17 protein-coding genes and 1 tRNA gene are annotated in these 23,326 nt (G+C 64.5%); 4 read left to right on the top strand and 14 right to left on the bottom strand.

The features are described from left to right. Positions 1-21 precede the first annotated feature (21 nt). From F1D05_RS09590 to F1D05_RS09540, 11 genes are all read right to left on the bottom strand, one after another. Positions 22-2,043 (bottom strand): hypothetical protein, encoded by a 2,022-nt coding sequence (locus F1D05_RS09590; RefSeq protein WP_185446958.1) that lies wholly within the window; start codon positions 2,041-2,043, stop codon positions 22-24. Positions 2,044-2,175: 132 nt separating this feature from the next. After that, positions 2,176-3,969 (bottom strand): AAA family ATPase, encoded by a 1,794-nt coding sequence (locus tag F1D05_RS09585; RefSeq protein ID WP_246486562.1) that lies wholly within the window; start codon positions 3,967-3,969, stop codon positions 2,176-2,178. Between the two features lie 89 nt (positions 3,970-4,058). After that, entirely contained in the window at positions 4,059-4,628 is a 570-nt protein-coding gene (locus tag F1D05_RS09580) for a hypothetical protein (protein WP_185446957.1), read from the bottom strand. 136 nt (positions 4,629-4,764) lie between these two features. Then, positions 4,765-7,044 (bottom strand): relaxase MobL, encoded by a 2,280-nt coding sequence (gene mobL, locus F1D05_RS09575; RefSeq protein ID WP_185446955.1) that lies wholly within the window; start codon positions 7,042-7,044, stop codon positions 4,765-4,767. A 75-nt stretch (positions 7,045-7,119) separates the two neighbouring features. Next, a complete protein-coding gene (locus F1D05_RS09570; RefSeq protein WP_185446953.1) occupies positions 7,120-8,184 on the bottom strand; it encodes a hypothetical protein in 1,065 nt (354 codons plus the stop codon). Next, a complete protein-coding gene (locus F1D05_RS09565; RefSeq protein WP_185446951.1) occupies positions 8,181-8,645 on the bottom strand; it encodes a hypothetical protein in 465 nt (154 codons plus the stop codon). Before F1D05_RS09565 ends, F1D05_RS09570 begins: the two co-directional genes overlap by 4 nt. A gap of 75 nt (positions 8,646-8,720) precedes the next feature. Further along, positions 8,721-9,353: a hypothetical protein gene (locus tag F1D05_RS09560; RefSeq protein WP_185446949.1), complete on the bottom strand. Its 633-nt coding sequence runs from the start codon at positions 9,351-9,353 to the stop codon at positions 8,721-8,723. 62 nt (positions 9,354-9,415) lie between these two features. Further along, positions 9,416-10,327 carry a hypothetical protein gene (locus F1D05_RS09555; RefSeq protein WP_185446947.1) on the bottom strand — a complete coding sequence of 304 codons (912 nt, stop codon included), beginning with the start codon at positions 10,325-10,327 and terminating at the stop codon, positions 9,416-9,418. Then, complete coding sequence (locus tag F1D05_RS09550) at positions 10,324-12,465, bottom strand: phage tail tip lysozyme (protein WP_185446945.1); 2,142 nt, start codon at positions 12,463-12,465, stop codon at positions 10,324-10,326. Before F1D05_RS09550 ends, F1D05_RS09555 begins: the two co-directional genes overlap by 4 nt. 80 nt (positions 12,466-12,545) lie before the next feature. Beyond that, positions 12,546-13,859, bottom strand: a complete 1,314-nt coding sequence (locus F1D05_RS09545; RefSeq protein ID WP_185446943.1) for a hypothetical protein — start codon at positions 13,857-13,859, stop codon at positions 12,546-12,548. 50 nt (positions 13,860-13,909) lie between these two features. Then, positions 13,910-14,293: a hypothetical protein gene (locus F1D05_RS09540; protein WP_246486561.1), complete on the bottom strand. Its 384-nt coding sequence runs from the start codon at positions 14,291-14,293 to the stop codon at positions 13,910-13,912. A gap of 394 nt (positions 14,294-14,687) precedes the next feature. Here F1D05_RS09540 and F1D05_RS09535 point away from each other — a divergent pair, with 394 nt between their 5' ends. The 4 genes from F1D05_RS09535 (at position 14,688) to F1D05_RS09520 (ending at position 18,052) form a co-directional block, all read left to right on the top strand. Further along, entirely contained in the window at positions 14,688-15,068 is a 381-nt protein-coding gene (locus F1D05_RS09535; RefSeq protein WP_185446942.1) for a helix-turn-helix domain-containing protein, read from the top strand. Between the two features lie 748 nt (positions 15,069-15,816). Then, positions 15,817-16,038 carry a helix-turn-helix domain-containing protein gene (locus F1D05_RS42900; RefSeq protein WP_185446940.1) on the top strand — a complete coding sequence of 74 codons (222 nt, stop codon included), beginning with the start codon at positions 15,817-15,819 and terminating at the stop codon, positions 16,036-16,038. Between the two features lie 505 nt (positions 16,039-16,543). After that, on the top strand, positions 16,544-17,839 hold the full coding sequence (locus tag F1D05_RS09525; RefSeq protein WP_185446938.1) for a tyrosine-type recombinase/integrase: 1,296 nt from the start codon (positions 16,544-16,546) through the stop codon (positions 17,837-17,839). A gap of 136 nt (positions 17,840-17,975) precedes the next feature. Then, a tRNA-Met gene (locus F1D05_RS09520) sits at positions 17,976-18,052 on the top strand. A 755-nt stretch (positions 18,053-18,807) separates the two neighbouring features. Here the strand turns inward: F1D05_RS09520 and F1D05_RS09515 are convergent. The 3 genes from F1D05_RS09515 to F1D05_RS09505 form a co-directional block, all read right to left on the bottom strand. Beyond that, complete coding sequence (locus F1D05_RS09515; protein WP_185446936.1) at positions 18,808-19,602, bottom strand: endonuclease/exonuclease/phosphatase family protein; 795 nt, start codon at positions 19,600-19,602, stop codon at positions 18,808-18,810. Between the two features lie 25 nt (positions 19,603-19,627). After that, positions 19,628-22,543, bottom strand: a complete 2,916-nt coding sequence (locus F1D05_RS09510; RefSeq protein ID WP_185446935.1) for a hypothetical protein — start codon at positions 22,541-22,543, stop codon at positions 19,628-19,630. Positions 22,544-22,804: 261 nt separating this feature from the next. Next, entirely contained in the window at positions 22,805-23,281 is a 477-nt protein-coding gene (locus F1D05_RS09505) for an iron chaperone (protein WP_185446933.1), read from the bottom strand. Positions 23,282-23,326 lie beyond the last annotated feature (45 nt).

The raw sequence follows: 23,326 nt of genomic DNA, 5'->3' as shown, positions 1-23,326 counted from the left end.
CGTCGAGATCCTGTGCTGCGGTCAGGTGAGGGCCGCGCCGATGACAAATCCGCCGGCCAGCATGAGCAGGGCGAGGATGGCGGCCATCGCGATGAGTGCGTTGTTGGACCGGGACTGCATCTCGTTCGAGCGCTCGAGGTCGTAGATGTAGGCCTGGCGGTCGGCCTGCAGTTCGGTGATCCGCGCGGCGTACTGCTTGTTGAACGACTCGGCCATGTGGTCCATCTGGGAGAGCAGGTCGCTCACGCGGTTCGTCTGCGACGTCGTCTTTTCTCGTTCCAGGTTGAGAGAGTGCAGCCACTCCTCGTCGCGGGCCTGCAGTTGCTCGATCGCGGACTGACGCGCGTGCTCGAACTCGTCTTCCGCCCGCTGCAGCTTGTCCGCGTGCGCCGCGCGCAGCCGGCCGATCTCCTCGGTGTTCTCGCGCTCCAGCAAGCCGATCCGGTCCAGGGTGGATTGCTCCGTTGCCAGGACGTGGGCGCGGCTGATGTCGTTCTTGCGGTTCTCGTCAACCACGCGCTGGATCTCGTCGGTCAGGCGCACCAGCAGTGCCTGCTCAGCGGCCAGGTTCTCTTCCTGACGCTCGGCCAGCACCTCGAAGACCCGGGTCATGCCGATGGCCATCTTCCGCTGCGCGTCCTTGCGGCGCAGGCCGAGGATCTCCTGCTGGGTGTAGGCGTAGTCGTTCTCGATCTTCGCCTCGATTGCCGCGACCACGTCGACCTGCTCACGCTGGATCCGGGCCCTGTGCCGCTCGCGGTACTGACTCTCCGCCTGGGCCGCGGCCTGCTGACCGATACGGGTTATGGCCTCCTCGAAGGAGTGCTGGATTTCGGCCCGCGCCTGCCGGCAAGTCTCCTCCTTGACGGCGAGCTCTTGTCGGTACTCGGCCTTCGCGCCGGTCGTCAACTCGCGGTAGATACTGCCGTCAAGATCGATGGAGACTTCGCGCATCACCTGCTCGGCGTGCAGGCTCATAAGTGTGACGAAGTGCGTCTGCAGCGTGGTCTGACCGTCCGCGTGCAGCTTGGACAACTGGGCGTTCGCCTGCCGAACGAGTTGCGCGACCTGATCTCCGAGCCACGAGGTAGACCCTGCCGGTTCCTCGATCTGAACACGCAGGGGTCCGAGGCCGAACGATGTCGTGAACTCGTCCAGGGTGACCTGCAGGTCGATGTCGTCACTGAGGAACCGGCGAGCCAGGATTCCGCGCACCTCGGCCAGATTCGCCGCGGGTGCCTTCACGAGGTCGCCGGCCGGCCGGCTGAAGTGTTCGTCGGCGTGATCTTCGCCGTCTGTCGTCTCGGCCTCGTCTTCGATCTCGGACCGGTCGTCGAGCAGGTCGTCGCTGGTCCCGGCCTCGTCGAGGCCCTGAGGGTCGGGGACCTCGTCGTCGACGATGACCGAGAAGTCCGGCTGGTCGTCCGAGCCGAGGCCGAAGGCTGGGTCCTGATCGTACGGCGGGTCGTCCTCGTCGTCGGCCAGCTGGACCACCTCGTCGTCCGGCGTCGGCTCGCCACTGTGCTGAGCCCAGGCCGCCGCGCCGATCGCGTCTTCGAGCCCGATGCGCCCCTGCGAAATTGCCTGGGCCTGGGCGAAGGTTGTTGCCGTCACCAGGTCGACCCGGAGGTCTTGGCCGCCGTGCAGGTAGGCCACGGCCCAGGTGTATTCCGCGCCGGTGAGGAGACTGTACTCGTCCATGCGCTCGAGCGTCCCGGGCGTGGGGATGATCCCGAAGGTCTGCGCATCGAGCAGATCGCGGGTCGCGAGCGTACTGATCGAGTCGTTCTCGATCAGCTCGATGATGGATCCCCTGGCCTCGTCGCGGACGTGGCGTCTGCTCAGGCCGCCGATGCTTTCGACGGCAAGCACCAGGACGACCCATGCCGTGCCGCTGGGGAAGGCGAACGCTTCGTTGCCGCGGAGCACCTCGACTGCTGCAGGGGCTGCTGTCTCCCGGACGACCGACGACAACAGCTCATCCGGCTTCTTCGGCCGCTCTTTCCTCCCGACGGCATGCTTGGGTCCGGTCAGGATGCTCATGCCAGTGGCCCCCTTTGATCTCTGTCGCGACGTGCCTCGTCTACCAGGTGGTCTGTGCAGCACCATCCGAACATATCATTGCTGGATCATTCAATCTATGATTCGGAAAGATTGCGGGATTGATTGAGGTGGCTATCGCAAGGCAGAGACCGCGATGTGTGCGTCCGAGGTCAGTAGCGCCTTGTGGTCGCTGACCAGGTCGCCCTCGACCTCGACTCGCAGCAGGTGTTCGGCCGGGTGCTGGTTGATGAATCGCGCCACTTCGGTACTGACCTCGTCGGTCAGTTTCGCCACGGCTGTCCGTGCGCCGCCGGCGTCGGAGTCGGACTCGCCCTTGTCGTCCACCAGGTACTGCAGGACCCGCTCGTCGACAGCGACCCGTGCGTTGTGCTTGACGAAGACCTCCTGGACCAGGTTCCGCAACTTGGCCTTGACGATCTTTCGCTGAGTTGCCGGCGAGAGCGGCTGGAACGGGACGATCGAGTCGATGCGGCCGAGCAGTTCGGGCGGGAAGCGATTGCCGCCTGCTGTGGTCGAGATCGACCGTCGCAGCAACCTGTCGTAGTCCCGTAGCCTCTTGCCCGAGCCGGTGTCGTCTGGTTCGTAGTCCGCGATCGTTGAGAAGATCTCGTTTCCGACGTTCGTCGTGAGCACGATGTAGGTGTTGAGGAACGACACCTCACGGTTGTTGTCATCGGACAATCGGCCGTCGTCGAGGACCTGGAGCAGCAGGCGCGTGACCATCGGTGAGGCCTTCTCGATCTCGTCGAACAGAAGAACGGCGTGCGACAGGTCCCACACTCGTTTGGTCAACTCTGATCGGAACAGCCCGAAGGTGTCGTCGGAAGCGAACTCGGTCATGTCGAACCGGATCAGGTGGCGCTGATCATCTCCGAACAGCAGCTTGGCGAGCTGCTTGGTCAGCTCGGTCTTGCCGACACCGGTGCTTCCGGCGAACAGCATGGACGCCATGGGGCGCGATGGATCGTTGAGGTCCGCGACACACAGCTGCAGCCTGCGCGCGACGACCGACGTCGCGAGGTCCTGGCTGTAGACCCTCTGGTCCAACTGCTGCTTGATCGTGGCGCCGTCCACCCGGAAGGCCACATTCACGTTCGCCGACTCCATCAGCACCTCCGCGAGGAGGTCCCGATCGATGGCCCGATGTGTGTGCCGATGCCAGCCGACCATCGAGTCGAGCACCAAGATGGACTTGCGTGGCTGCGAGCTGGCCGGCAGGTACCGCTGTGTGTAGTCGTAGATCAGCCGGAAGAGGTGATCGTCATGGAACTGGTCCGCGACACCGTAGTGCTCGGCCATACCCACGAGGATCTGCACGGTCGTCTGTTCGTCCGGAGGGGCGAGATTGATCCGCTGTAAACGCTCCACCAGCGGCTGGTTGGGTGCGATGTACCGGTGAAACTCCTCGTAGGTCGTCGCCGCGATCACCCGGATACCCCGGGCTCCTGAGGCTGCCAGTACCGGTTTGATCGCCTCGACCGCGGCGGACGAAAGCTGGACTATCTGGTGGAATTCGTCGATGAACAGCACCAGCTCACGCCGCTCATCAGCGGCGAAGCGCTCAGCGTCGTCGAACAGCGCTTTGAGTAAGGCGGCCATCTGATCGGAACTGCCGGCCTCGGCGATCATTCGTGCCGGGTCGACCTCGAGGTACAGCCGCTCGGTGTCCACCTGACCCACGCCCTGCACCAGCACGGTCTTACCTGAACCGGCAGGGGCCAGCAGTAGCGCATTACACAGCTCGGCGCGGCGCATCGCCGACAGGAGCTGGGTCATCTCGTAGTCGCGACCCACCAGTTCGCGCTCAGGCGCCCCCAGCGGGCTGGACAGGCGGCCAAGCGCCAGATAAGCGGTGTTCAGTCGGTCGTCGTCAAACATCGTCAGCTTCTCCCAAACTGCGGTCATGACACGGTCCCCGCGACTCCTCCGGCGAGGTGTCTCGAGGACCGTATGAATCCACCCTGCTGGCGGACCGGCGGGTGAGTGCGATCTTGCTAGCCGACCGCGAGCTCTTCGGTGGACGCTGGCTGTGCGGTGTCTTCGAACAGCGGCACATCCCCGTGCTCGGCGGTGGCCTGCGCTGCGGTCGCAGGCGTGCCGGCATCCTGTTGCGCGGCGGCCTTGCCGCCGGCTTCCCTTGCCGCCTTCATCGAGGCGTACTGGCCGTCCATCGTCGCGGCGTCGATCTTGAAGTCCGACTGGGTGAGCGTTTCGGAGTTGAGTACGAGCCCGCTCCCCTTGGAGGCCGGCATCACGTTCGCCTTGATCGCGTAGATACGCCCGGTTTCCTGACCGTCCTTGAGGATCGGCTCGGAGTTGGGGCCAGCGGCGTCGACGATCTTGTCGAACTGGCCCTTCGAGTACGGCGCTCCGTTGTTGTAGAGGCCGTCGTCCGTGCGCTGGGAGACCAGGTGGAGGTTGGTCTGGCTCGGTCCGCGTGGGTCGCGATGGTCGATCTGGACGTCGAGGTAGCGGGTCCGCCCGTCCTTGGTCACGTTGTTGTTGAACGTCTTGGCCAGCAGGTTGACGCTGGTCATCGCACCCTTGCCTTTGAGCATTGCCATGATCTCTTCTCCTTGTCTTCGGCCCGGCCCGATCACGGGCTGGTCTGGATCGGCAACGTCCGCCGCGGGCACTCGACCCGGCTTGCGAATCATTCATAGAGTAATCCGAATGAATGATTCAAGCAAGACTCTCTAATCATTCAAGAATGATTCGATCAGTGGCGATGTTCGCCTGTGTGGTTGCGGGGTCCCGGTTCGGTTCGGGTCCGGGGGCATGTGACGTCTCGGACTCGGTGCGGGTACTGGCCGTGAGCGCGGCTTGATCGATCTGGTTTCGAAGGCGGACTACGAGTGCGGCGTCGAGTGCAGAGGTCGGGTGACGGCGCCGGTGCTCTGGCTGGGTGCGGAGCTGCGTGAACCGGCTCGGAAGGACTCCGCGGCCGGACGGATCCCTCGAGCGTGCCAGTGTCGAGGCGAGCTTGGTCATGGCGGCGATGTCGTCGATCGGGAGGTCCGTGATCGCCCTGGACTGCCCGGAGTCGTGCAGATAGGTCATGGCCGCGAGCAGGGACTTCCGGCGCAGTTCAGCAACGGTGACGAACGTCTGTGTGGTCCGGGCACCGATCGTGATGTCGGAGAAGAAGTCGTAGCCCAGGTGGTGCAGGTCGAGGCCTTTGACCTCGTCGAACTCGAAGTCCACTCCTCGCCGGACCTCAACGCTGTCCGAGCCATCCGCGGTGCGGATGGTGGCCAGCACCAATCCTGATCCGTACAGGTCGGTGCGCAGATCGTCCAACTGCTGGTCGTACGAGCGTCGCATCGTCAGGATCCGGTGGTCCAGAATTGTTCGGCCGGCGGTCCCAGTGGTGAGCAGACGCCCGCCGGGCTGTCCGTAGATCTCGCGCCCGACCCGTTCGGCCTCCTGGGCGTCGTGCATCCGTTGCAGCGATGCGTCCGCGCGCAGACTGATCAGCGACAGCAGCCGCCGGCCGTAGTCGGACAGTTGCCGGTGCCGCTCGTACCAGGCGCCGGAGTCAGCGGCGAAAGGCAGAAAGTGCTGATACTTGGCCATGAGCTGTCGGTGATACTCCAGCTCGAAGCGATAGAAGTCGTAGAGCGGCCGTGATGCCTGGGCTGCAACTCCGGCTGCCTCGGCCTTTGACCATTGCCCGGTCAGGTCGTGGTAGGCGGTGGCGTGTTTCTTGTGGTGCTGCAGTCGTGAGCTGTAACTGCGCAGCCGGAAGGCGAACGACACGAGGTCGGTCCCGTCGGCGCTGACGTTGCCGCTGTGGTTGCGGGGCAGCGCGGCGATCTGCTCGAGGTCCATGCCCATCACATCGAGCATCGGTGTCCGGATGCTGAGTTCGTCGGCCGGCAGCGACCGCACGAGCTGGTAGACCCCGTTGACTGCTCGCTCGACGATTCGTGTGCGGCCGCGATCCACGATCTGCTGCCACTCGGCGGGAGTCAGGGATTCTTTCGCGCGGCGTTCGTTCGCGTATTCGACGATGCGCTCCATCGCGGCAGGCATCGGGGACCCGGGTCGTTCGAGCTGCTCGGTGACGAGTTCGGTGGCCAGCTGGTTGGCCTTGCGCATCCGGCGGTCGTTGCTGCCGGCACGCCACAGGCGGCGGTCCTGCGGCAGGCACGCGATCAGGAATTGTGGCAGGGCGTCGTCGCGCATCCGGTCGTGGGCCCAGCGTTTGATGAACGTAGTCACGTTGCGCCGTTCATAGCCGACAGCACTCGACAGGTGTGCGACCACCTGTTTCTCGTCCAGCCAGGCGTCGATGCCGCGGCGCAGCCTGGACTTGTGCCGGTCCAGCAGTTTGCCGCGCTGGGTGCCGTTCGGCGTGACGGTTCCGGTGCCGGCGTCGACCATTGCCAGATGACAGTGCACGTGTTCGGTGTCGACTTGGATGACCCCGACGTAGCGCAGGTCGTCGAAGCCGCTGCTTCCTGAACTCATGGCCTCCAGTCCTCGCATGATTGCCATCCGCAGCTTCATCTGATCGATGTGGCCCCGGTAGTCGCCGCGGGCCTCGCAGTGGAAGTCCTGATCGACGATCCTGTTCTTCTTCAGGTAGGTCTCGTCGAACGAGAGCACTGTTTTGAGGACCGTGTGCCCGGCGTCGAAGTAGTGCTGGATGTCCTTGCTGGCCGCATGTAGCTGCTCGTCGGACAAGGACACCGAGCCATAGCCGAACGCGACGCCGCCGTTGCCTTGCGCCTGGCGCATCGCCCGTTTGGCTTCGGCGCGGGATCCGGCCCGCTCGACGGCTGAGGCCCGGGCCATGTAGCGCACGATGAAGTCGTCGGTGCGCAGACGCTGCACCGGGGCCAATGACTCGGTGGCCTGTGGGCGGGCCATGTAGCGCTCGACGTAGCTGCCCGGCGTCGCGCCTCGAGATCCTGCGCCGTCGCGGGTCTTGATCGAGAACTCGTTGACGATGACCACTTCTTGCTTCAGTCCCATGACGCCCCCATATTTCTGATCGCTCACAACCTCCGGGCGTGCTCGGGTGCCACCGTCGTTTGGTCGGCGTTTGTGTCAGAGCTGCTGTTCTGTGGTCGGGTCGGGTTCGCCCGGATCGAGGCCGGCGGCGTGCTGGGTCACTTGTTGCTTGAGTGCTTCCAGCCGTTTGGCCTCAGCGGGACCCGCGATGTGCACCGGCGCGATTCCGGGTTCGTCGTTCTCGTCACCGGACAGATCTGTCAGGGTGCGTCCTGGCGCAGGCTGGGGGTCTTCGTTGCCGCCTGTCGCAGGAGCCCGGTCCGTCAAAGTGGCGGCGATGCGGGAACGGTAGAGGTTCTCGGAGGTACCGGCCTGTGCTTCACGCTGCCGGCGAAGTCGTTCTTCCTCGCTGTTCAAGGTGGCGGCGGCTTCCTCCAGCTGTTGCGCCATTTTCTTCGTCGCGGGCATGCGTTGTTCCGCAGGTGTCTGCCGGGTCACAGTCGCCTGAGTCGGGTCGAAGTCGGACTCGTGGAACAGCGGGCGGATCGTGTCGGAACTGGTCCTCATTCCGCCCGCAGCGGTGTCTCGTTGTTCGGGCGGCTGAGCGGTGCTGGCGCTGCGGTCAGCGAAGTACTCGGTGAGGTCGTACCCCGAGGACTCCAGGTCGATGTCGAGGCTCCCGAGGTCGTGGACCTGGACGAACACCACAGGAACGTCGGGGGCGTCGGCGTTACCGGCCTCGGGGTTTCCTGCCGGTGCGAGTACGAGCGCGTCGATCGTGGCTGGCAGCTCCCATTCGATGCCCGTCACCTGTTCGGGCAGGGTGAACCCGGGGGAGAAGTATCCCTTCTGGGTTAGCTCTGTGAGCTGCTCTTCATCGAACTCGTAGTAGATGTCGACCGTCTCGCCGCCGCCGGCGGGGTAGGCGACCTCATCGACGCTGTAGGGCAGTTGCTGGTGTGGGCGCACCGAGCGCAGCTCGCCGTTGAGATGCAGGTAGGGCCGGTAGTTCATTGCGGCGCTGTGGTGCCCGAGCTCGATCGATTCGACGTACACCACGATCTCCGCGCGGTTGTTCTCTGTCCGGGTGGTCTCCACGCCGCGATCGCGCAGGACGCGATGTGCCCAGATGTCGTTCATGGGGATTCCGGCGATCTTCATCTCAGCGGCTCCGTCTTGCTGGGCTTCGGTTCCTGGTGCTCCGGCCGGCTCGGCCGATCGTGCTTGATCTTCGCGATGCGGGTGCTGCCGGTCCGCCAGAGCCAGCGCATGAAGGCGATTTGTGCGACGGCGAGCATGACTACCACGAACAGGAACGGCACCAGCCACAGCGCGATCGCGCCATTTGCCGTCGGGGTGCCCAGTGACGCGCCGGATTGTTGATGCAGGTACGCGCCGAGTGCCGGGATGATGCTGAGCGCCGTCGTGAGGATGAGCAGGTAGTCGATGAACACTGTGGCGAGCCGGATGGTGATCACCCACACGAGGACTGGGGTGCCGGTCGTGATTCGTGCCCAGCGCGACACGAGGGCCGCTCGGGTGGTCTCGCTCGTCCGCGCTGGCGGGACGGTTGCAGTCCGCGTCCTGCGTTGAGCTGGCCGTGCACCGTCTGTCGTCGTCATCGTCTCTTTCCTTCGTCTGCATGGGTGGATGTCATGTCGAGGGCGCCGCTAGACAACGGAGTAGGGCCTGCCAGGTCAGCGGGATGTACGGGTTGAGCCCGACGCAGCGATGGCCGCCAGCTCCGAGAGCCTCCCGCGGGCGTCGAGGGTGACGTAGACAAGGACCCGCCGGGTCGCCGTAGGCCGCGGGACGGCCGGTTGCGGCTGGTTGATGCTCGCCGATCCGTCGATGGTCAAGACGACGTCGGCCATGACCGCGTAGCGATACCGGGTGCCGGTGACCGCGACGACCTCGGTGTCGGTGTTGCGGCCGAGCGCGGAGTTCAGGCCGACCGCGTCGATGTAGTAGTAGCGCTTACCGTCGGCGTCGCGATTGAACCGCGACGGTGGCATGAATGTCCGGAAGAAGGCGTCCTTCTCGGAGAGATCGAATCGGTCCTGGAGTTCTGTCCGTGCGATCTCGTACGCGTCGCCGGAGTCCCAGGTGAACGCGATAGAGAGCAACTGCCCGATCGTCGCCGAATCGGCCTTGACCCGGGACGCACTGATCCCGAGTCCTTCCAGGCCGGTCTTCTCGGAGGTCTCGGCGTTCCTCTGAGCCTCGCGCGAGTTACGGGCTTCGAGGGACTCGATCTGAGTCTTCTGTGCTGCAAGGGCCGTCGAGCGCGCAGTGGCGCTCGCGCTCGCCAGCGTCAGTCCGATGGTCACCAGACAACCCAGCAGCACAATCCAGCGGTTCCTTGCCCTAAATCTCGCGGTGGTCCTCTCCGTCATGGCTTGTGCACCATGCCCTGGCCAAGCTCGGGGGACTTGTCGGCCTCTGCGTTGCTCCTGGCGTACTGGTGCGGCCCACCCGCGGCTGTGACGACAAGATCGAGCCGGCTGAAGACCCGCGTCGAGTCGGTGTAGACGGCGCTGGCCCACGCAAGCACGGTTGCGTGAAGATTCCTGTTCACCCACACCACCCGTGCCGTTCCCGGTGCGTCGATCGTCGGCATCACCGACTCGACTGTCCAGCTGTACGACCGCGGGTCCGACACCTTCAGCCCGTCGTAGCGGACGTACCAGGGAAAGCGCGGGTCAATTTCGTCCCGGCCGAAGTACGGCGTGGTCGTGAACGCGTAGGCCAGTGAGTCTTCGACGACAAATGACTTCGGGTCCCAGTACCGTGCCAGGGCTTTGCGGTGGCTGACGGTCTTCAGGACAGTTTCGCTCGGGCTGCCGTTGCCCGCGCTGGGTGCGTTGTTGACGGCACGGAAGAGGACGGCATAGTCCTGCTGCTTGTCCGCCACCTCCCTCGCGGCCTGCGACGCTCGCGCACTGAGCGTAGCGAGCGCCGTGGCATCGACCGGCTTGACCGGTGATGCTGGCGCGGTCGCCGTACCAGGCGTTTGGTTCTGGAGGGCGTCGATCCGCGCCGCGTTGGCCGCAGCCTGATGTTCGTAGGCCGTCCTGGAGACGGCGCTGACAACCGCAGTCGCCGCCAGGGCCAGCCCTAGCATCACAGCGATGCCGCTCCGCGCGGCCTGTGCCCGGATCTCGGGCGTGCGCGCAGCGGCCCGCTCGGTCCGGCGATCCCGTCGCCGGACCGACCAGTTGGTGAACTGTTTCTCCAGATCGGCGCCGGTCAGTTTGCCGTTCCCGGCCTTCGCCGCTGTGGGCACATCGTCTGCCGGCGTCATGGCGTCTTGACCCGGTCAGCGGGAAGCATCAGATCCGAGACGTCCACGAACATCCAGCCCTCAGCTGCCATTGCTGCGGCGCTGTCGACGCGCACTCGGCCCATGTAAGCGCAATATCCCGCCTCGCCCACCATGACCTTGTCGCCCTCGACGCCGAGTACCACGAGAGTGTGCCCCCATGACGTCGAACTTGGTCCGGACCCGACCGAGTACGGCACCGGCGTCGACTGCACCTTCTTACCGGTCTGTTCCGCGATCGAATATGCCGTCCGGATGCCGTCTCCTGCGGGGTAGGCCTGGAATGACGTGTACTTGTTCACGAAGTAGGTACTGAAGCTCGTGCAGTTCATGGCGTGGTTGCTGCCACACGACCCGGGACCACCTTGGTCGCCGTAGCGGCTGTCGAGGAACTTGTCGCCTTCTTGGTTGAAGAGGTCGACGAGTGCCTTCGCCTCGTCTTGGGACATGCCGCCGCTCTTCGGCGAGACAGGCCCGGCGGCGTTCCCGTTGACGCAGGTCGCGGGTTGGAGCAGGAGGTCGATGATCTGACTGCCTCCGTCGATGAAGTCACCGACGGTCTGGCGGACCAGCCCTTGGTCGACCGTCCAGCCACTCATCTTCGCGAACCACATCTCGGCCTTCGCGCTGCGAGCAGCGATCCCGGCAGAACCGTCGGCCGACCGTTCCCAGTTCTCGTGGAAGTACACCGCGGCCCGTCCAGGGCTGCCCTGCGAGGTGGTGAGCATGCCCTTGAAGACCTGAACGTCTCCAGGATTGTCACCGCCGTTCGAGTCGGCCATGAAGCGAAGCTGTAGAACGAGCTGCCACCAGTCGGTGCCCTTGACGACCGCGTAGTTGCGCAGCAGCGTGTTGCGCCCGAAGGTCCACTGGCCCAGTCCGATCCCGTTGTCGGTGTTCTGTGCAGCGGTCTTCTTCTTGTCGGTCATGACGTAGGTCCCGGCGGGGAAGTTCTGCACGCTGGTCGGGTCGATTCCGGATTCCTGGGTCCAGTTGCCGAGGATGCCGGCGATGTTCTCGTCCGGCATGCCCCAGGTCTTCAGGACCGAGTAGACGGCCCGGGCGTTCTTGTCGGCCGTCGCGTCGACCGGCTCGTTGCTGTCGACGGGAAGCGCGTTGCTGCCGGCCGTCTCGCAGCCCGTGGTGACGGCGCCGTCGTGCACGGTCAACGTCGTGCTGAAGATGCCGAGAAGGCCACCGATGAACGCGAGCACGCTCACGCCGGATACGGCCGCGACGCCTGCGGCTGCGGCCGTCGTTGAGATGACTGCGCCGCCGGACAGGGCAGCGGCCACCTTTGCCACTGTGGCCCCGGCCGCCAAGAACGGCTTCGTGGCGAGGTTCCACGCCGCTGTGCCAGCACCGATGAGCCACTGCAGAACCACCTGCAGGAATGACAGTGCCTGCGCGAGCACGGCGAAGAAGAACGACTTGAGCCAGTTCAGGAAGAGAATGAGCAGCGCGGACAGTGCCGCCGGCGGGGTCGCGGACGTTCCTGCCGCCAGGGCGGTGCTTTTGGCGCGGTTGCCCGCGGCAGGTTCACCCGGTCCTTGCCTGGCACCGCCGTCAGGGGTATCACCGGTGTGCTGCCCGCGCTCATAGCTCGTTCCGCCGGCTCCGAGAGTCTTTCCAGCCTCCTGCTCGTCGGACAGTGGTGACGCGGAACGTTCCTGGCCTCCTTTGAATCCGTCACTCGTCTTCGGGTCGCTGGTCTGCCCACCTTTTGCCCGAGCCTGCCGGGAAGCCTCACGACCGGCCTCCTTAGCGCCGCTGGCCCCTGCGCCGGCGCCGCCACCCAGCACCGCGCCCTCGGCGGCGCCACGGGCAGCGGCAGCCAGGAGCCGCTTCTTGCCGGCCGAAAGCCGGTCACCGACCGCACCATCGACCGCGGCCTCGGCGGCAGCTCCCGCCGCTGCTCGCGTGATGTCCCTGGACTTGCTCGCGGCAGAGGATGGGTACTCGGCAGGCCCGCTGTCACCTGCGCCGCGGTCGCCGGCATCGACCGACGCCCTCGCGGCGGCGTCTACCTCGGATGCACGGTGCGAGTCGACCCTGTTCGGCTCGGCCGTGATCGCGGTGGTCTTCGTGGTGTCCCGGGCTTTCGGCTGGTCGTCCCCCATGTCTTCCTCTTTCTCATCTCGATCAGGACGCTCGATCGGTCGAATGACCGAACATCCCGTCGTGCGGCATAGCCGGAGCGTCAGTAGTAGGTGACGAGGAAGGCCTCGCCGGTGTGGATCGTGGTGTTGGACCGCACGTCACGCAGGTCGACCTCGAGCTTGAGCAGGTCAAGCAGTAGGTCTGACTGGTACGTGGACTTGTTGGCGTAGTAGTCCTGGTAGGCCTGCGACAGGTTGTTCATCACCGTCGCCAGCGGACGCAGCGTGATGTCCGAGGTCCGGTAGTCGGTGGCCAGGTTCTTCCCGTTCGACAAGACCCACTCGATGTCGCCGATCCCGCCGGAAATGCTGTTCGCATCCGAGCTCTCCGAAGTCTTCTTCTGGAGAAACTCGACGTAGCTCTCGCCCTTCGGCACCAGCTGATCGAGATAGCCGTCGCCGACGTTGCCCGAGCGCCAGTCGAACTCGAACCCGCCCGGTACGACCTTGCTGGTGTGTAGCGCGAGCGTCGCTTCGCCGGTCTTCGACTCAACCTTCGTTTCACCCGTGACGCGATCTCCGGCGATGATTGCCGGGATAACCGGTTGACGCAGAAAGAGGCCGTCCACTTTCGTCGTGGCCAGATCCTTGCTGTAGGAGCTGATCTGGGTCAGGTTCGTGCGCATCTCGCCGAGCTTCTCGTCCAGCTCGTCGTGTGCCTGGTCCTCCTGGGACTTGAGGGCAACCTCGTAGTAGGCGCGAGCGGGATCGAACACCGCCGCGTCCAGCGCGTCGATCTTCGCGGAGCCCGAGGCCCCAGGATTGACGAACACCCGCCACTGGTCGTACTTGGCGAACGACTTGTCGCCGGTCGCTTCTTCACTGTTCGCACGATCAGTTGCGGTGTTGCTGAACGACAGTTCAGCATTGGCCCGGATCGTCAGGTTGAGGACCTGTGGCGCGAACGACTGCTCAGCTTCGAGCACGACGCCGACATACCCGGTTGCCCCGAAGACGTAGAAGGAGCCGGTGATGCCTGGGGTCCGGAGCCGCTCAGACTTGAGTTCCTCGTCGGATCCCAGCAAGAACGCTCGATAGTCGGTGGCGTTGTAGGAGATCTTCGCCCGGTCGTCGAAGTGCATCATCACGAGCACCTTGGTCTTCTGACTGTCGGTGTAGATGCCGTCAACGACGCCGCTGAGCTGGGTCTTCGATGTCGTGAACTTCGGAGTCCACAAGCCGGTCTGAGCGAGTGTGTCGCGTCCCGCCATCAGCGCCGAGACACCTGAAGCGATTAAGACGAACGCACCAATGAGCGTGAGCGCACCCACGAACAGCCCGAAACGCTCGATAGCGTGGTGAGAGTCGAGCCTGAATGCCTTGGTGAACTCCGCGAACCTGTCGTTGATGCTCATGCCAGTCCCATGCCGTTGGTCGGAGTCGTGCTGGAGCTGCCGGCCGCCGGCTATCTGCCCTCGAGCGGGCCTGGTGCGACGATGATCGTGCCGCCGCCGAGATCCTCGATCGTGGTTTGACCGCCCGATCCCACTGCGCTGATGAGCGACCAGCCACCAGTGCCGAGCGCACCGCCAACAAGAATCAGAGCTGCGATCCGCCCCCAGCCGTCACCCTGACCGTGCTGCTGACCACCCATCAGCTTCTGCAGAAGGCGGAACCCGCCCCAGACCAGTCCCGCTGCGCCGCCCAGCATGAGTGCCAGGCCGCCGATGGTTTGTAGGTAGGTCTTTGCGTTCTCCAGAAAGGACTTGACGTCCCATGCCGCATCAGGCAACGACATCTGCGCCTGAGTAAGCGCCACCACGGCCGTCTCGCAGATCCGATTCACCATGCTTCCCCTCGTGTCTCGATCAGTGAGCCAGGCGCCTGAGGGCCCCGGCACGGACCGTATCGATAGCCCACCGACTGATCTGGCGAATGACTATTGAATCATATTTTGAATGATTCGGCCATGAGTCGGAGTCTTTGAGGGTTTGGGGGGTGGCGGAGCCGGACTCTGGTTCGGGCTAGAACATCCGCTAGGGGCTTGCCTCGTCGGGTCCTGCGTAAAGGTTGTGGCAGATTCACTGAGGTGAGTCGATGGCGTGGTGGGCTCGCTTCGGCACGAATATGAGGCGAACTGTGTCCGTGTGTGTGGATGGATGGTGTGGTCGCTACGGGCCTGATTCGGTACCGTGCGTACGACCCATGACGCGCCGCGTCCCTACCGAAGCCGGAAGACTCCTATGACGACCTTGCCCTCCGATACCTTCGCCCGCCGTGCGCGGGAGGAGCGCGAAAGGCAACGGATGAGTCAGGAGAAACTCGCCAAGGGGATGTCCGAAGAGCTGGGGATCACGATCTATCAGACCGCGGTGACACGCATCGAGCAGCAAACCAGGGCTATTCAGCTCGACGAAGCCGTTGCCATCGCCACGGTGCTCAATGTTCCACTCGCCGCGCTTCTGTCTGAGCAGAGCGTCGAGGAGAACGATGCGCTGAAGCAGCAGTACCTGGCTGAACTCGCCGCGGAACTACATCAGTGGGAACAGTCACGGCAGACGATCGGCCGGCTCACGCGCCTAGTTCAGAGCCTCAGTTGGCCGCGTGAGGCTGACGGCCGCTAGGTGCCGCGACCCTGAGGCGGGACGAAACGCAGTTTTATAACCACTGGAACCTAGCGTTTGGAATGGCGTAGGTCCGGGGTCCGGTGGCATGGGCATCAGTCCGCTTTCTTGACGGCGGGTGGGGTGCCCCTTGGGAGCGGCCGGGCTTCCCAATTCCTGGTCTGGTCGTGGTCTTTGTCGTGGTCTCTGCTGCCTCTGACTGGGTCTCTGCCTGACGATCGTGCCGCCCTTCATCGGACCAGGTCGCGAGCTGTGTCGCGCGCTGGGTGCTGACGTGGGTGGGACAGCGCCATCGATAGGACCAGCGATGGGCCAGGAGTAGGCCAGGTCGTTCTGCAAGCAGGCCAAGGCTTCCTCGTAGGCCTAATGGGCACGCACTAGAGACCTGGTGAAGCCCCGGGTGTCGGTCCATTGGCGTACTCAACGGCGTCGGCGTAACGGTTTGACTGGGCTCCTGCCGTAGGTCCCGAACGTGAGCGCTGTGTCCCGTGGGTAAGATTGCTGACTGATGATTAGGAATCATTCGGCGGATCATTCGGATTGACTTGTAATGATTCAAGCGTAGTATCGATGACAGTTCTGTTGACTGCCAAGCGAGTCGATCACCGCACAGCCCATCTCACGCAAGGGTGTGTTGGGGACCGATCGTGCAACTAAGAATTCGCCGATCGCGGTGGTCTGAGGAGCCCGACGAGGTGTCCCTCCAACAGATCCAGCCACCTAGACAACGGCCAAGAGGAGTCACGCGATGCCAGCATCTTTGGAACCGGCTATGAGGCGGCGCGGAGCCCTGTCGTCGAAGAATGCCGCCGCCTACATCGACACGACAGAAGGGACGCTGGCCCAATGGCGTCACCGCGGCGAAGGCCCTCCGTTCGGACGCATTGGACGCAAGGTCTTCTATCGCGTCGAGGCGCTGGATGCCTACCTCCGTGATCATGAGGTAGATCAGTCTGGTGGTGATCGGTGACAAAACCGCCACTCGCTCGTGCAGCCATGAATCGCCCAGTGTCAGCCGATGAACCCGGAGATCTGAATGAGATCAGAAGAGCGCGCGCCGGAAGGAGGCAGATCTCTGTCCACGACAGGATCACTGCGGGTCCCCGAATGATCGCGGCCTGGTTGACCGGTCTCAGACTCGAGGCCGGCACGCTGAGCCAGACCGATCTGCTGGTCCAGGCTCCTAGGCCGCGGGATCAGGCGACGCGGCATGCTCGGTCAGCCCACGCGGACGCACGCCCCAGGGGAGCAGTCGCCGCCGATCTGATCGTCTCGCTCAGTGGTGCCAACCTGCTACCTCGGGAATTGTTGATGCTTTGCTGGTTTGGCGTGTGCTCAGCATTGGATCGGCGTCCCGAAGGCAAGGGCGATTCGATGACTATTCGCCTCGGCTGCAGGCGACTCCCCCTCGATGCCGCTCTATGCCCCGATCTTCGCGACATTAGGGGTGCCGAGCGTCACTCTGGAGCCGAACGATGACGGGCGTACGACGTCGGGCGGCGACAACTCGTCTTGAGCCCGGCGAACACTCGATTGACCGCAACACCCCAACTCCGCGGATCCTCAAAGGACGAGAAGTTGTCGTGCTCGATTGGTCCATCCGGCTTCTCAGCGGACGCCTCCTTGAAGACAAGCGCACACAAGGCCGCACGGTGACTGAGGTTCGGCGTAAGGCCAAGGTGACGGCGAAGAGACTGCTGGACAGTGAGGGGGGCGGAAGTCAATGGAAGGCAACGGATTCGATCGAGCGCTACCTTGACGAGGTTGCGTCCCAAGAGATCCTGAATGCCTCCCTTCGCCCCGACACGAGGCGCCAGTACCAGCGTCTCCTCAAGCTGCTGCGTGCGCAGTTGGCCGGCCACTCGATTGCCACTGCCGAGGTGCCGGATGTTCTGGTCACCGCCATTCAGCGGATCGCCGCCGAAAATGGTCACGAGGCTGGACGGCAGGCGCAACATTTTCATGGCAAATACGTGGCCCAGCCGCTACGGCGGCACAAGCTCTTAACCCAGGATCCGATTGAGGGAATGAGCCTGAACCTCCGGGTACATGCTCCGGAGCTGACTGGGCCGAAACGTGGAGGCGTCGCGCTGACCGCCGCCGAGCAGGAGCGGGTCCTGGTCTCTCTCCTCGAGCTGGATCCGGGTGAGGGGGTTCCGCAAAGGCAGCGAGGCCGCTGGTCGTACGAGACCAGGAAAACGAAACAGCTATGCGCCATCGACCTGACGATCCTGCAGATCGGGACAGGATTGCGACTCAAAGAGGCGCTTTCGCTGCGATGGGCCGATGTCTTCTACGACGAGGACGGCGTGATGCGCATCAAGGTCTCTAAAGACGTGTCCAAGACCGGAATCGCTCGCGAGTCCGCGGTGCTCGACAGCCGCGTGCAGAAGCGCCTAGAAGCGCGTTGGGCGCGCGCCCGGAGTGACGAGGAGTTCGTCATCGGTGCACCGGCCGACCCGACGAAGCAGTGGGGCAAGACAGGCAACGGTGGTGCTAGCCAGATCTTGGCCGAACTGTACAAGAAGGTGGCCAAGCAGGCTCGAGCCGTTCACATGGACTTCCAGCGCACACACCTGTGGCGGACCACCCTCAATAGGCGTCTGAAGGAAGCCGGTGTCTCGCAGGCCGACCGTGCCGCCCAGTTCGGCCACGATGTGGAGACGAACGAGGCGAGCTACACGGACAACACCGACATCCGGGCGGTGGCTGCGGCCTATCGGCAGCGCCATAACCCAGACTTGAAATCTACGGGCAAGGCTACGGTCTAGAGCAGGAAGTTGCAGTCAGATCCAGTCATCTTGGGTAGTGATCGGCCCGGGACACCGGGCCGGGCCGGTCATCCGCCCGGGGGCCGATTTGTACGCTCAGTGGCCATGATCTAGACTTACGAACGTAAGAAAGCGGCGCGGGGTGGAGCAGCTCGGTAGCTCGCTGGGCTCATAACCCAGAGGTCGCAGGTTCAAATCCTGCCCCCGCTACCAAAGAAGGCCTGGACCTAACAGTCCAGGCCTTCGTTTTGTCTCCACGCAGATGCGCGCACACCGGCACCGAGGCTCGCCCATATGCCGCCAGCTCCCACCAACCCTGGGCGGCGCGTTCATAGCTGTTCTTCGAGGTGGCCTGCTCACTGGTGCCGTCAGCTCCCACATCCGCGGGCTCGCCGGTCCTGCCCCGATCCGTCGACCGGTCTGGGTCTGAACAGGGCGGCCTTGTGCGCGAAATCAGCAATCTGCTGCCGGCAGGTACTCAAGTCATGCACCAAGGCCCACACAAAGCGGCCGACGCCGTACGCGGGTCCGTTGGACCTGCCTCACATGCCTGGCGGGTACGCGTGCTCTCCGTCTGGTCGCTGGCAAAGGTAATCGCTCCCAGCACGCAGCGAAGGTCAACGGCGAGATGAGGCGGACGGCTCTGGGGTTGAGTGGGTGCGTAGTGTTCACGCTCGCCAACAGGTGCTGACGCGATCGCAGAGCCACCTCTCCAACTCGAGAGCTGAGATTCATAAGCGATTCGGTGGACCCGCTAGCGATCCAGTTGGCCGCAGTACTGCCGCGGCGCGCGGCCGAGGGGGGACTGACCTCGCTGAAGGATCGCGCGGATGCGGAGGCTCTGGCTGGCCACCTCGATGGCCGGCCCTCCCGTCCGGAGCTGCGGGTACCTCGCGCGGCGGCGTACGAACTCGAGAATTGGACTGGCGCGATCCTGTCCGGGGAAGCCGGCCCGACGGCACTTGCTACTAGCTCACAGTCAAGGTCACGGTGAGGCCAAGGTGGTCGGAGGCGTACTCCGGGCCGCCTGCCATCGGGACCTTGTCTGTGAAGATCAATCGCGCGTTCTCGGACTTGATCGTCTCGGCCGAGAACAACAGGAAGTCGATGCAGTGGGACGACTTCCCGGGGTGCAGGTACTCCTGGTGGAAGGTCGGCGGGCAATCGACGAAAGCGTCCGCGAGTTGACTCGATGCCGCGAAGCCTTCGAACAACGAGCTGTCCCGCGCAATGTTGAAGTCACCGCTGAGAATCAGTCGGCCCCCGACGGAGTCGAGAATGGACGCAAGGGCAGCGAGTTGCTGCCGATGCAATTCGTAGTACCGGCTCTTCGCTGACCAGTCGCCGTCGAAGTTGGCGAGTAGGTGAGTGTTGACGATCCAGAGGTCGGGTTCGGCAAGGTGGGTTGCCAAGATGCCCTTCAGTGGCGCTTTGAAGCGTGACAGTCGGGGGAGCGCTGCCGTCATTCGAGCCGCAGGCAAGGGGAAACGCTGGTATATCTTCTCGTCGATCCGGCGCCGGGACATCGTCACCAGCCCACCGGCCGGCCCCACCGCGGAGGGCTGCTGAACGGCGTACCGGAATGAGGGCAGGTGCATTCTCAGGTGCCGCAGGTGGTAGTAGGTGAGCACCTCTTGGAAATTGACGACGTCCACGTCGCTCGCCTCGAAGAACTGACCGATCGCCTGGTACCGCTCGGCCAGCCTGGAACCGAACACCGGCATCCCGCGGGTATTGAGAGATGCGACAGTCAGCTGACCCATGGGAGTAGTTCTACCAGCAGAGGTCTTACGGGAGCTTCGCTTTGACGATCTGGTTCTTGCGGAGGTCGCCTCGGGTCATGGCGATCAGTTGCATCCAGAGCTTCTTGATGTTGACGTGGTCGGGGACGACGACCACGCGCTTGGTCTTCTTCAGATTGGCGAGCATGTAGTCGCTGAGTTGGGTGGGGGTCCAAATGGTGCCCTTGGGCAGGCCGAGCTTCTTCGGCAGTGCGGCGCGAAGAATGTCGCGATTGGCGGCCGCCTGGGGCGTCACCCCGTTGCAGAACTCGGTGATCGCGAAGGCCGACCATTCCTCGCTGCCCTGCCAGCCTCTCGTCTTGGTCTTCGTCAAGGTCGCCCTCGGGTCCGACGGCGGCGGTTTGCCCTTCTCCTGAACGGCTGCGTTGTTCCACTTCATCTCGAAGTGGTAGATGTGCAATTCATTGTTCTCGTCCAGGTGGAACCCGATGCGGTCGATGCCCTGGTTCGAGCGGATCTGGCCGGAGACCAGGATGTCCATCTTCGGTACCTTGCCGCCGAGCTGGTTGCTGTCGATCTGTACGGTGGCGAAGTCCTCGAAATCGCTGCCCCAGTTGGGCGGCGCCAAAGGTCCTGTTCGTTGTACCGGCGGAGCCGCGGCCGGCGCGGCGCCGAGCCCGAACGTGCCTTCCTCGAGAAACGCTTCGGCTTCAGGCAGGGCGTTGATCATCGACTCGAACGCGTCGAGTCCCCCGTAAGCGGCTGCCAGACTCTGGACCGCTGCGGGTAGTCCGGCCAACGCGCCGCTGGTCAGGGCGTTCTGTACTGCCGAGGTCAGCACCTTGCGCATGCCGCGATCGAACCCCTCCGCCCAGGTCTGATCCCTGGTAGCGGTGTCGACGGCGCTGCTGAGCCCACCGACGACGGCACCTTCGACCATCTTGGGCCCAGTGGTCGCCGCGAACTGACGGAAGGCACCAGGCGCTGCGGACCTGGCGGCAAGGCCCGCTGATTCGGTGAGAGCGGAAGTCGCGGCGCCATTGGCGACCACCGGTGCCACAGCGTTCAGCATGCCGTCGACCGCACCGCTGACGAAGGCATGCGCGCCGTCCGCGCCGACCACGTCAAAGCGGTCGCCTCTGGCCAGCTTGTTCGCCACAACCTTCGCCATCGCGCTGGCCACCGCTGCTCGGGCGACCGCCGCCAACGCCATCTCAACGCTCGCCACACCGCCCGTCATCACCGTGGCCACCAGACCGGCAGCCATTTCCAGCGCGCCGGCAACGGCCGCTTCGAGTTCGTCCCGGTACTTCACGAACGCGTCCAGCGCATCAGTCGTTGCCGCGGTCAACCGATCGATCTCCGCCTGCTGAGCAGCAGTCGGGTTCTTGCCGGCCCGGGCCACCGCCGCTTGCAGCTCCCGGTTCTCGTCCTCGAGAGCACCCGCCGCTCCGGTCAGCGACCCGGCGCCCGATGACGTCTCCCGCTTCACCGCCGCGTCGATCCAGACCGCACGTTCGGCCGGAGTGAGGTGCGCCGGTTCCAGCAGGAGCTGGATCTTGTTCTGGGTCGCCGTGCCAAGCCCCGCGACCTTGGCGCCGAAGTCCGCATCCGTGGCCAGCGCCTTCCGTTCGGCCGCCGAGGCGAAGCTGTTGAGCAAGAACAGGACGTACTCGTCGTTCCCCGGGTTGGTCAGAACGTAGTTGAGCCGCGGACGCAGATCGGTGAAGACGTAGCTCAGCAGCCAGCCCTTCTCGGCAGCCACTGTGTACTGGTCGACGTACCGACGGAACGGGCTGTTCGCATCGGCGTACGACTTGCGGAACACGTCGTGCGCGACCGGCTCCGCGTTCCGTAGTACCAGGAAGACCGAACCCAGCCCGTTCCCGCCCAGCTGGCGGAGTCGCACGACCACCGGATCCGCCAGCTGAGCGGAGTCGGCAGTCAGCCCGACCATGGCGTTGAGCCGGTCGCGATCCTCCTTGTTCATCCCGCCGAGGGTGTCGTCGATGTGCTTGAGCCGGGGATCCTTGTTCTTGACCGCCGCGACGAAGTTCGCCACCTGGCCCGCGGTGGCGTGGGTGGCGGCGTCGAAGATGAAGTCGGTGTCGGCGGTCGTATAGCCCGAGGTCCCGATCTCGACGGTTCGGATCAGCCGGTCCTCCGGAGCCACGCCCTCTTCGAAGAACATCAACGCCCGCTGTTTGGTGTGCAAGGACGTCTCCTTGCTGAGGTACTCCTTGATCGGACTCTCGTACGCCGCTGCGAAGTCGGCCGCGATCTGCTTGGGGTCCTGTCGCTGCAGCGCGTCGAAGAGCAAGGCAGCGTCATTGGTACCGCTCACCGTGGCGATCTTGATGTCGTCGGCGGCCCGCGGTTTGCCGAACGCGATCACCGCGGCGATCCGGAACCGCTGGGCGAAGGTGGCCCACAGCGTCTCCTGCATGATGGCACCGGCGATCCGGCTGTTGGAGCCGTTGGGCAGCTTGTAGTCCGTGCCGTAGTCCTTGGAGTACGACGCCGTGAACTCGGACTCCGCCGACTCGCGCTCCGCATGCAGCACCGGCGCAAGCCGTACTACGGTCGCCTCGTCGGTCAGCACGCCGTGAATGGCGATATAGATCTTGTCGGCGGGCCGCAGCTTGCCGTAGTCCAGATAGCACTGGGCCCGTACGCCGTCCGCCCAGCTCAGCTTGCTCTTCAGATCATCGCGCAGAGCCCGCTTGTACTTCTCCTGGTACTTCGTCTCCAGCTCACTCTGATGTCCCTGCTGCAGTAGCAGAGTCAGCAGCAAAGAAGGGAGATTCAGGCTCACCGCCACCAACCACCCGTACAGGTCGTCGGCGGCCTGATCGACCTTCCCCGGCGCCGCCTCGTTGGCCCGCTGCACCGAAACCGCTCCGGCGAGCGCTCGACTCGTGGCCCGGTTCCCCACCATCGCCTGCAATGCGAGTGCCGGCACGCCGCGTTCCTGCGGTGAACGCCTCCCCGTGGGCTTCTTCGACCGGCTCCGAGGACCATCCGCGTCGCCGGACCGACGCTCCCCAGAGGACCCCATCTCCCCATTCTCCCGACTTCCACCCCGCCGCCCGGAGCCCGGACGGGAGCATCGGCCGGGCACCAAACCCTGCCCGATCAGGCAAAGCCATCGCGAGCGTTGAGAACCGCAATCGCCGTACTGCGTACAGCTTGCCGCGTGAGCGACGAGTTCGCCGTACCGCGTTCAGCTTGCCGCTTGAGCGACGAGTTCGCCGATCTTCGCCTCGTTGGCGGCGGTCAACTCGGTCAGGGCGTAGGCGGTCGGCCACATGGAGCCGTCGTCGAGGTTCGCCGGGTCGTTGAAGCCGAGCGTCGCGTACCTCGCGTTGAACTTGCCGGCGCTCTGGAAGAAGCAGACAACCTTGCCGTCCTTGGCATAGGCGGGCATCCCGTACCAAGTCTTCGAGGAGAGCGTCGGCGCGCTGGCCTGGACGATGGCATGGATCCGCTCGGCCATGGCGCGCTCCGGCTCGGGCATTTCGGCGATCTTCGCGAGGAGGTCGCTCTCGCCGTCAGCCTTCTTCGCACCCGAACCGCGGCGCGCGCTCGCCTTCAGCTCCTTGGCGCGTTCCTTCATCGCGTCGCGCTCTTCGTCCGTGAACCCGTCGTAGGACTTCTCGGCCTTGGCGCTGCTCCCGGCGGACTTCTTCGTGCTCGTCATGACAGATCCTCTCGCGGCGATTCCTGATGTGAACGAGCCTAGCCA

Source organism: Kribbella qitaiheensis (assembly GCF_014217565.1).
In the GTDB taxonomy this organism is placed as follows: domain Bacteria; phylum Actinomycetota; class Actinomycetes; order Propionibacteriales; family Kribbellaceae; genus Kribbella; species Kribbella qitaiheensis_A.
Note: the sequence above shows the minus strand (reverse complement) of the source record. Positions and strands in the feature narration are given on the sequence as shown.

What these genes read in the sequence shown, in the direction of transcription:
- F1D05_RS09540 (WP_246486561.1), bottom strand. Translation starts at nt 14,293, where the DNA reads ATGGTGAATCGGATCTGCGAGACGGCCGTGGTGGCGCTTACTCAGGCG.
- F1D05_RS09585 (WP_246486562.1), bottom strand. Translation starts at nt 3,969, where the DNA reads ATGACCGCAGTTTGGGAGAAGCTGACGATGTTTGACGACGACCGACTG.
- F1D05_RS09545 (WP_185446943.1), bottom strand. Translation starts at nt 13,859, where the DNA reads ATGAGCATCAACGACAGGTTCGCGGAGTTCACCAAGGCATTCAGGCTC.
- F1D05_RS09580 (WP_185446957.1), bottom strand. Translation starts at nt 4,628, where the DNA reads ATGGCAATGCTCAAAGGCAAGGGTGCGATGACCAGCGTCAACCTGCTG.
- F1D05_RS09555 (WP_185446947.1), bottom strand. Translation starts at nt 10,327, where the DNA reads ATGACGCCGGCAGACGATGTGCCCACAGCGGCGAAGGCCGGGAACGGC.
- mobL (WP_185446955.1), bottom strand. Translation starts at nt 7,044, where the DNA reads ATGGGACTGAAGCAAGAAGTGGTCATCGTCAACGAGTTCTCGATCAAG.
- F1D05_RS09550 (WP_185446945.1), bottom strand. Translation starts at nt 12,465, where the DNA reads ATGGGGGACGACCAGCCGAAAGCCCGGGACACCACGAAGACCACCGCG.
- F1D05_RS09535 (WP_185446942.1), top strand. Translation starts at nt 14,688, where the DNA reads ATGACGACCTTGCCCTCCGATACCTTCGCCCGCCGTGCGCGGGAGGAG.
- F1D05_RS09590 (WP_185446958.1), bottom strand. Translation starts at nt 2,043, where the DNA reads ATGAGCATCCTGACCGGACCCAAGCATGCCGTCGGGAGGAAAGAGCGG.
- F1D05_RS42900 (WP_185446940.1), top strand. Translation starts at nt 15,817, where the DNA reads ATGCCAGCATCTTTGGAACCGGCTATGAGGCGGCGCGGAGCCCTGTCG.
- F1D05_RS09505 (WP_185446933.1), bottom strand. Translation starts at nt 23,281, where the DNA reads ATGACGAGCACGAAGAAGTCCGCCGGGAGCAGCGCCAAGGCCGAGAAG.
- F1D05_RS09525 (WP_185446938.1), top strand. Translation starts at nt 16,544, where the DNA reads ATGACGGGCGTACGACGTCGGGCGGCGACAACTCGTCTTGAGCCCGGC.
- F1D05_RS09515 (WP_185446936.1), bottom strand. Translation starts at nt 19,602, where the DNA reads ATGGGTCAGCTGACTGTCGCATCTCTCAATACCCGCGGGATGCCGGTG.
- F1D05_RS09570 (WP_185446953.1), bottom strand. Translation starts at nt 8,184, where the DNA reads ATGAAGATCGCCGGAATCCCCATGAACGACATCTGGGCACATCGCGTC.
- F1D05_RS09565 (WP_185446951.1), bottom strand. Translation starts at nt 8,645, where the DNA reads ATGACGACGACAGACGGTGCACGGCCAGCTCAACGCAGGACGCGGACT.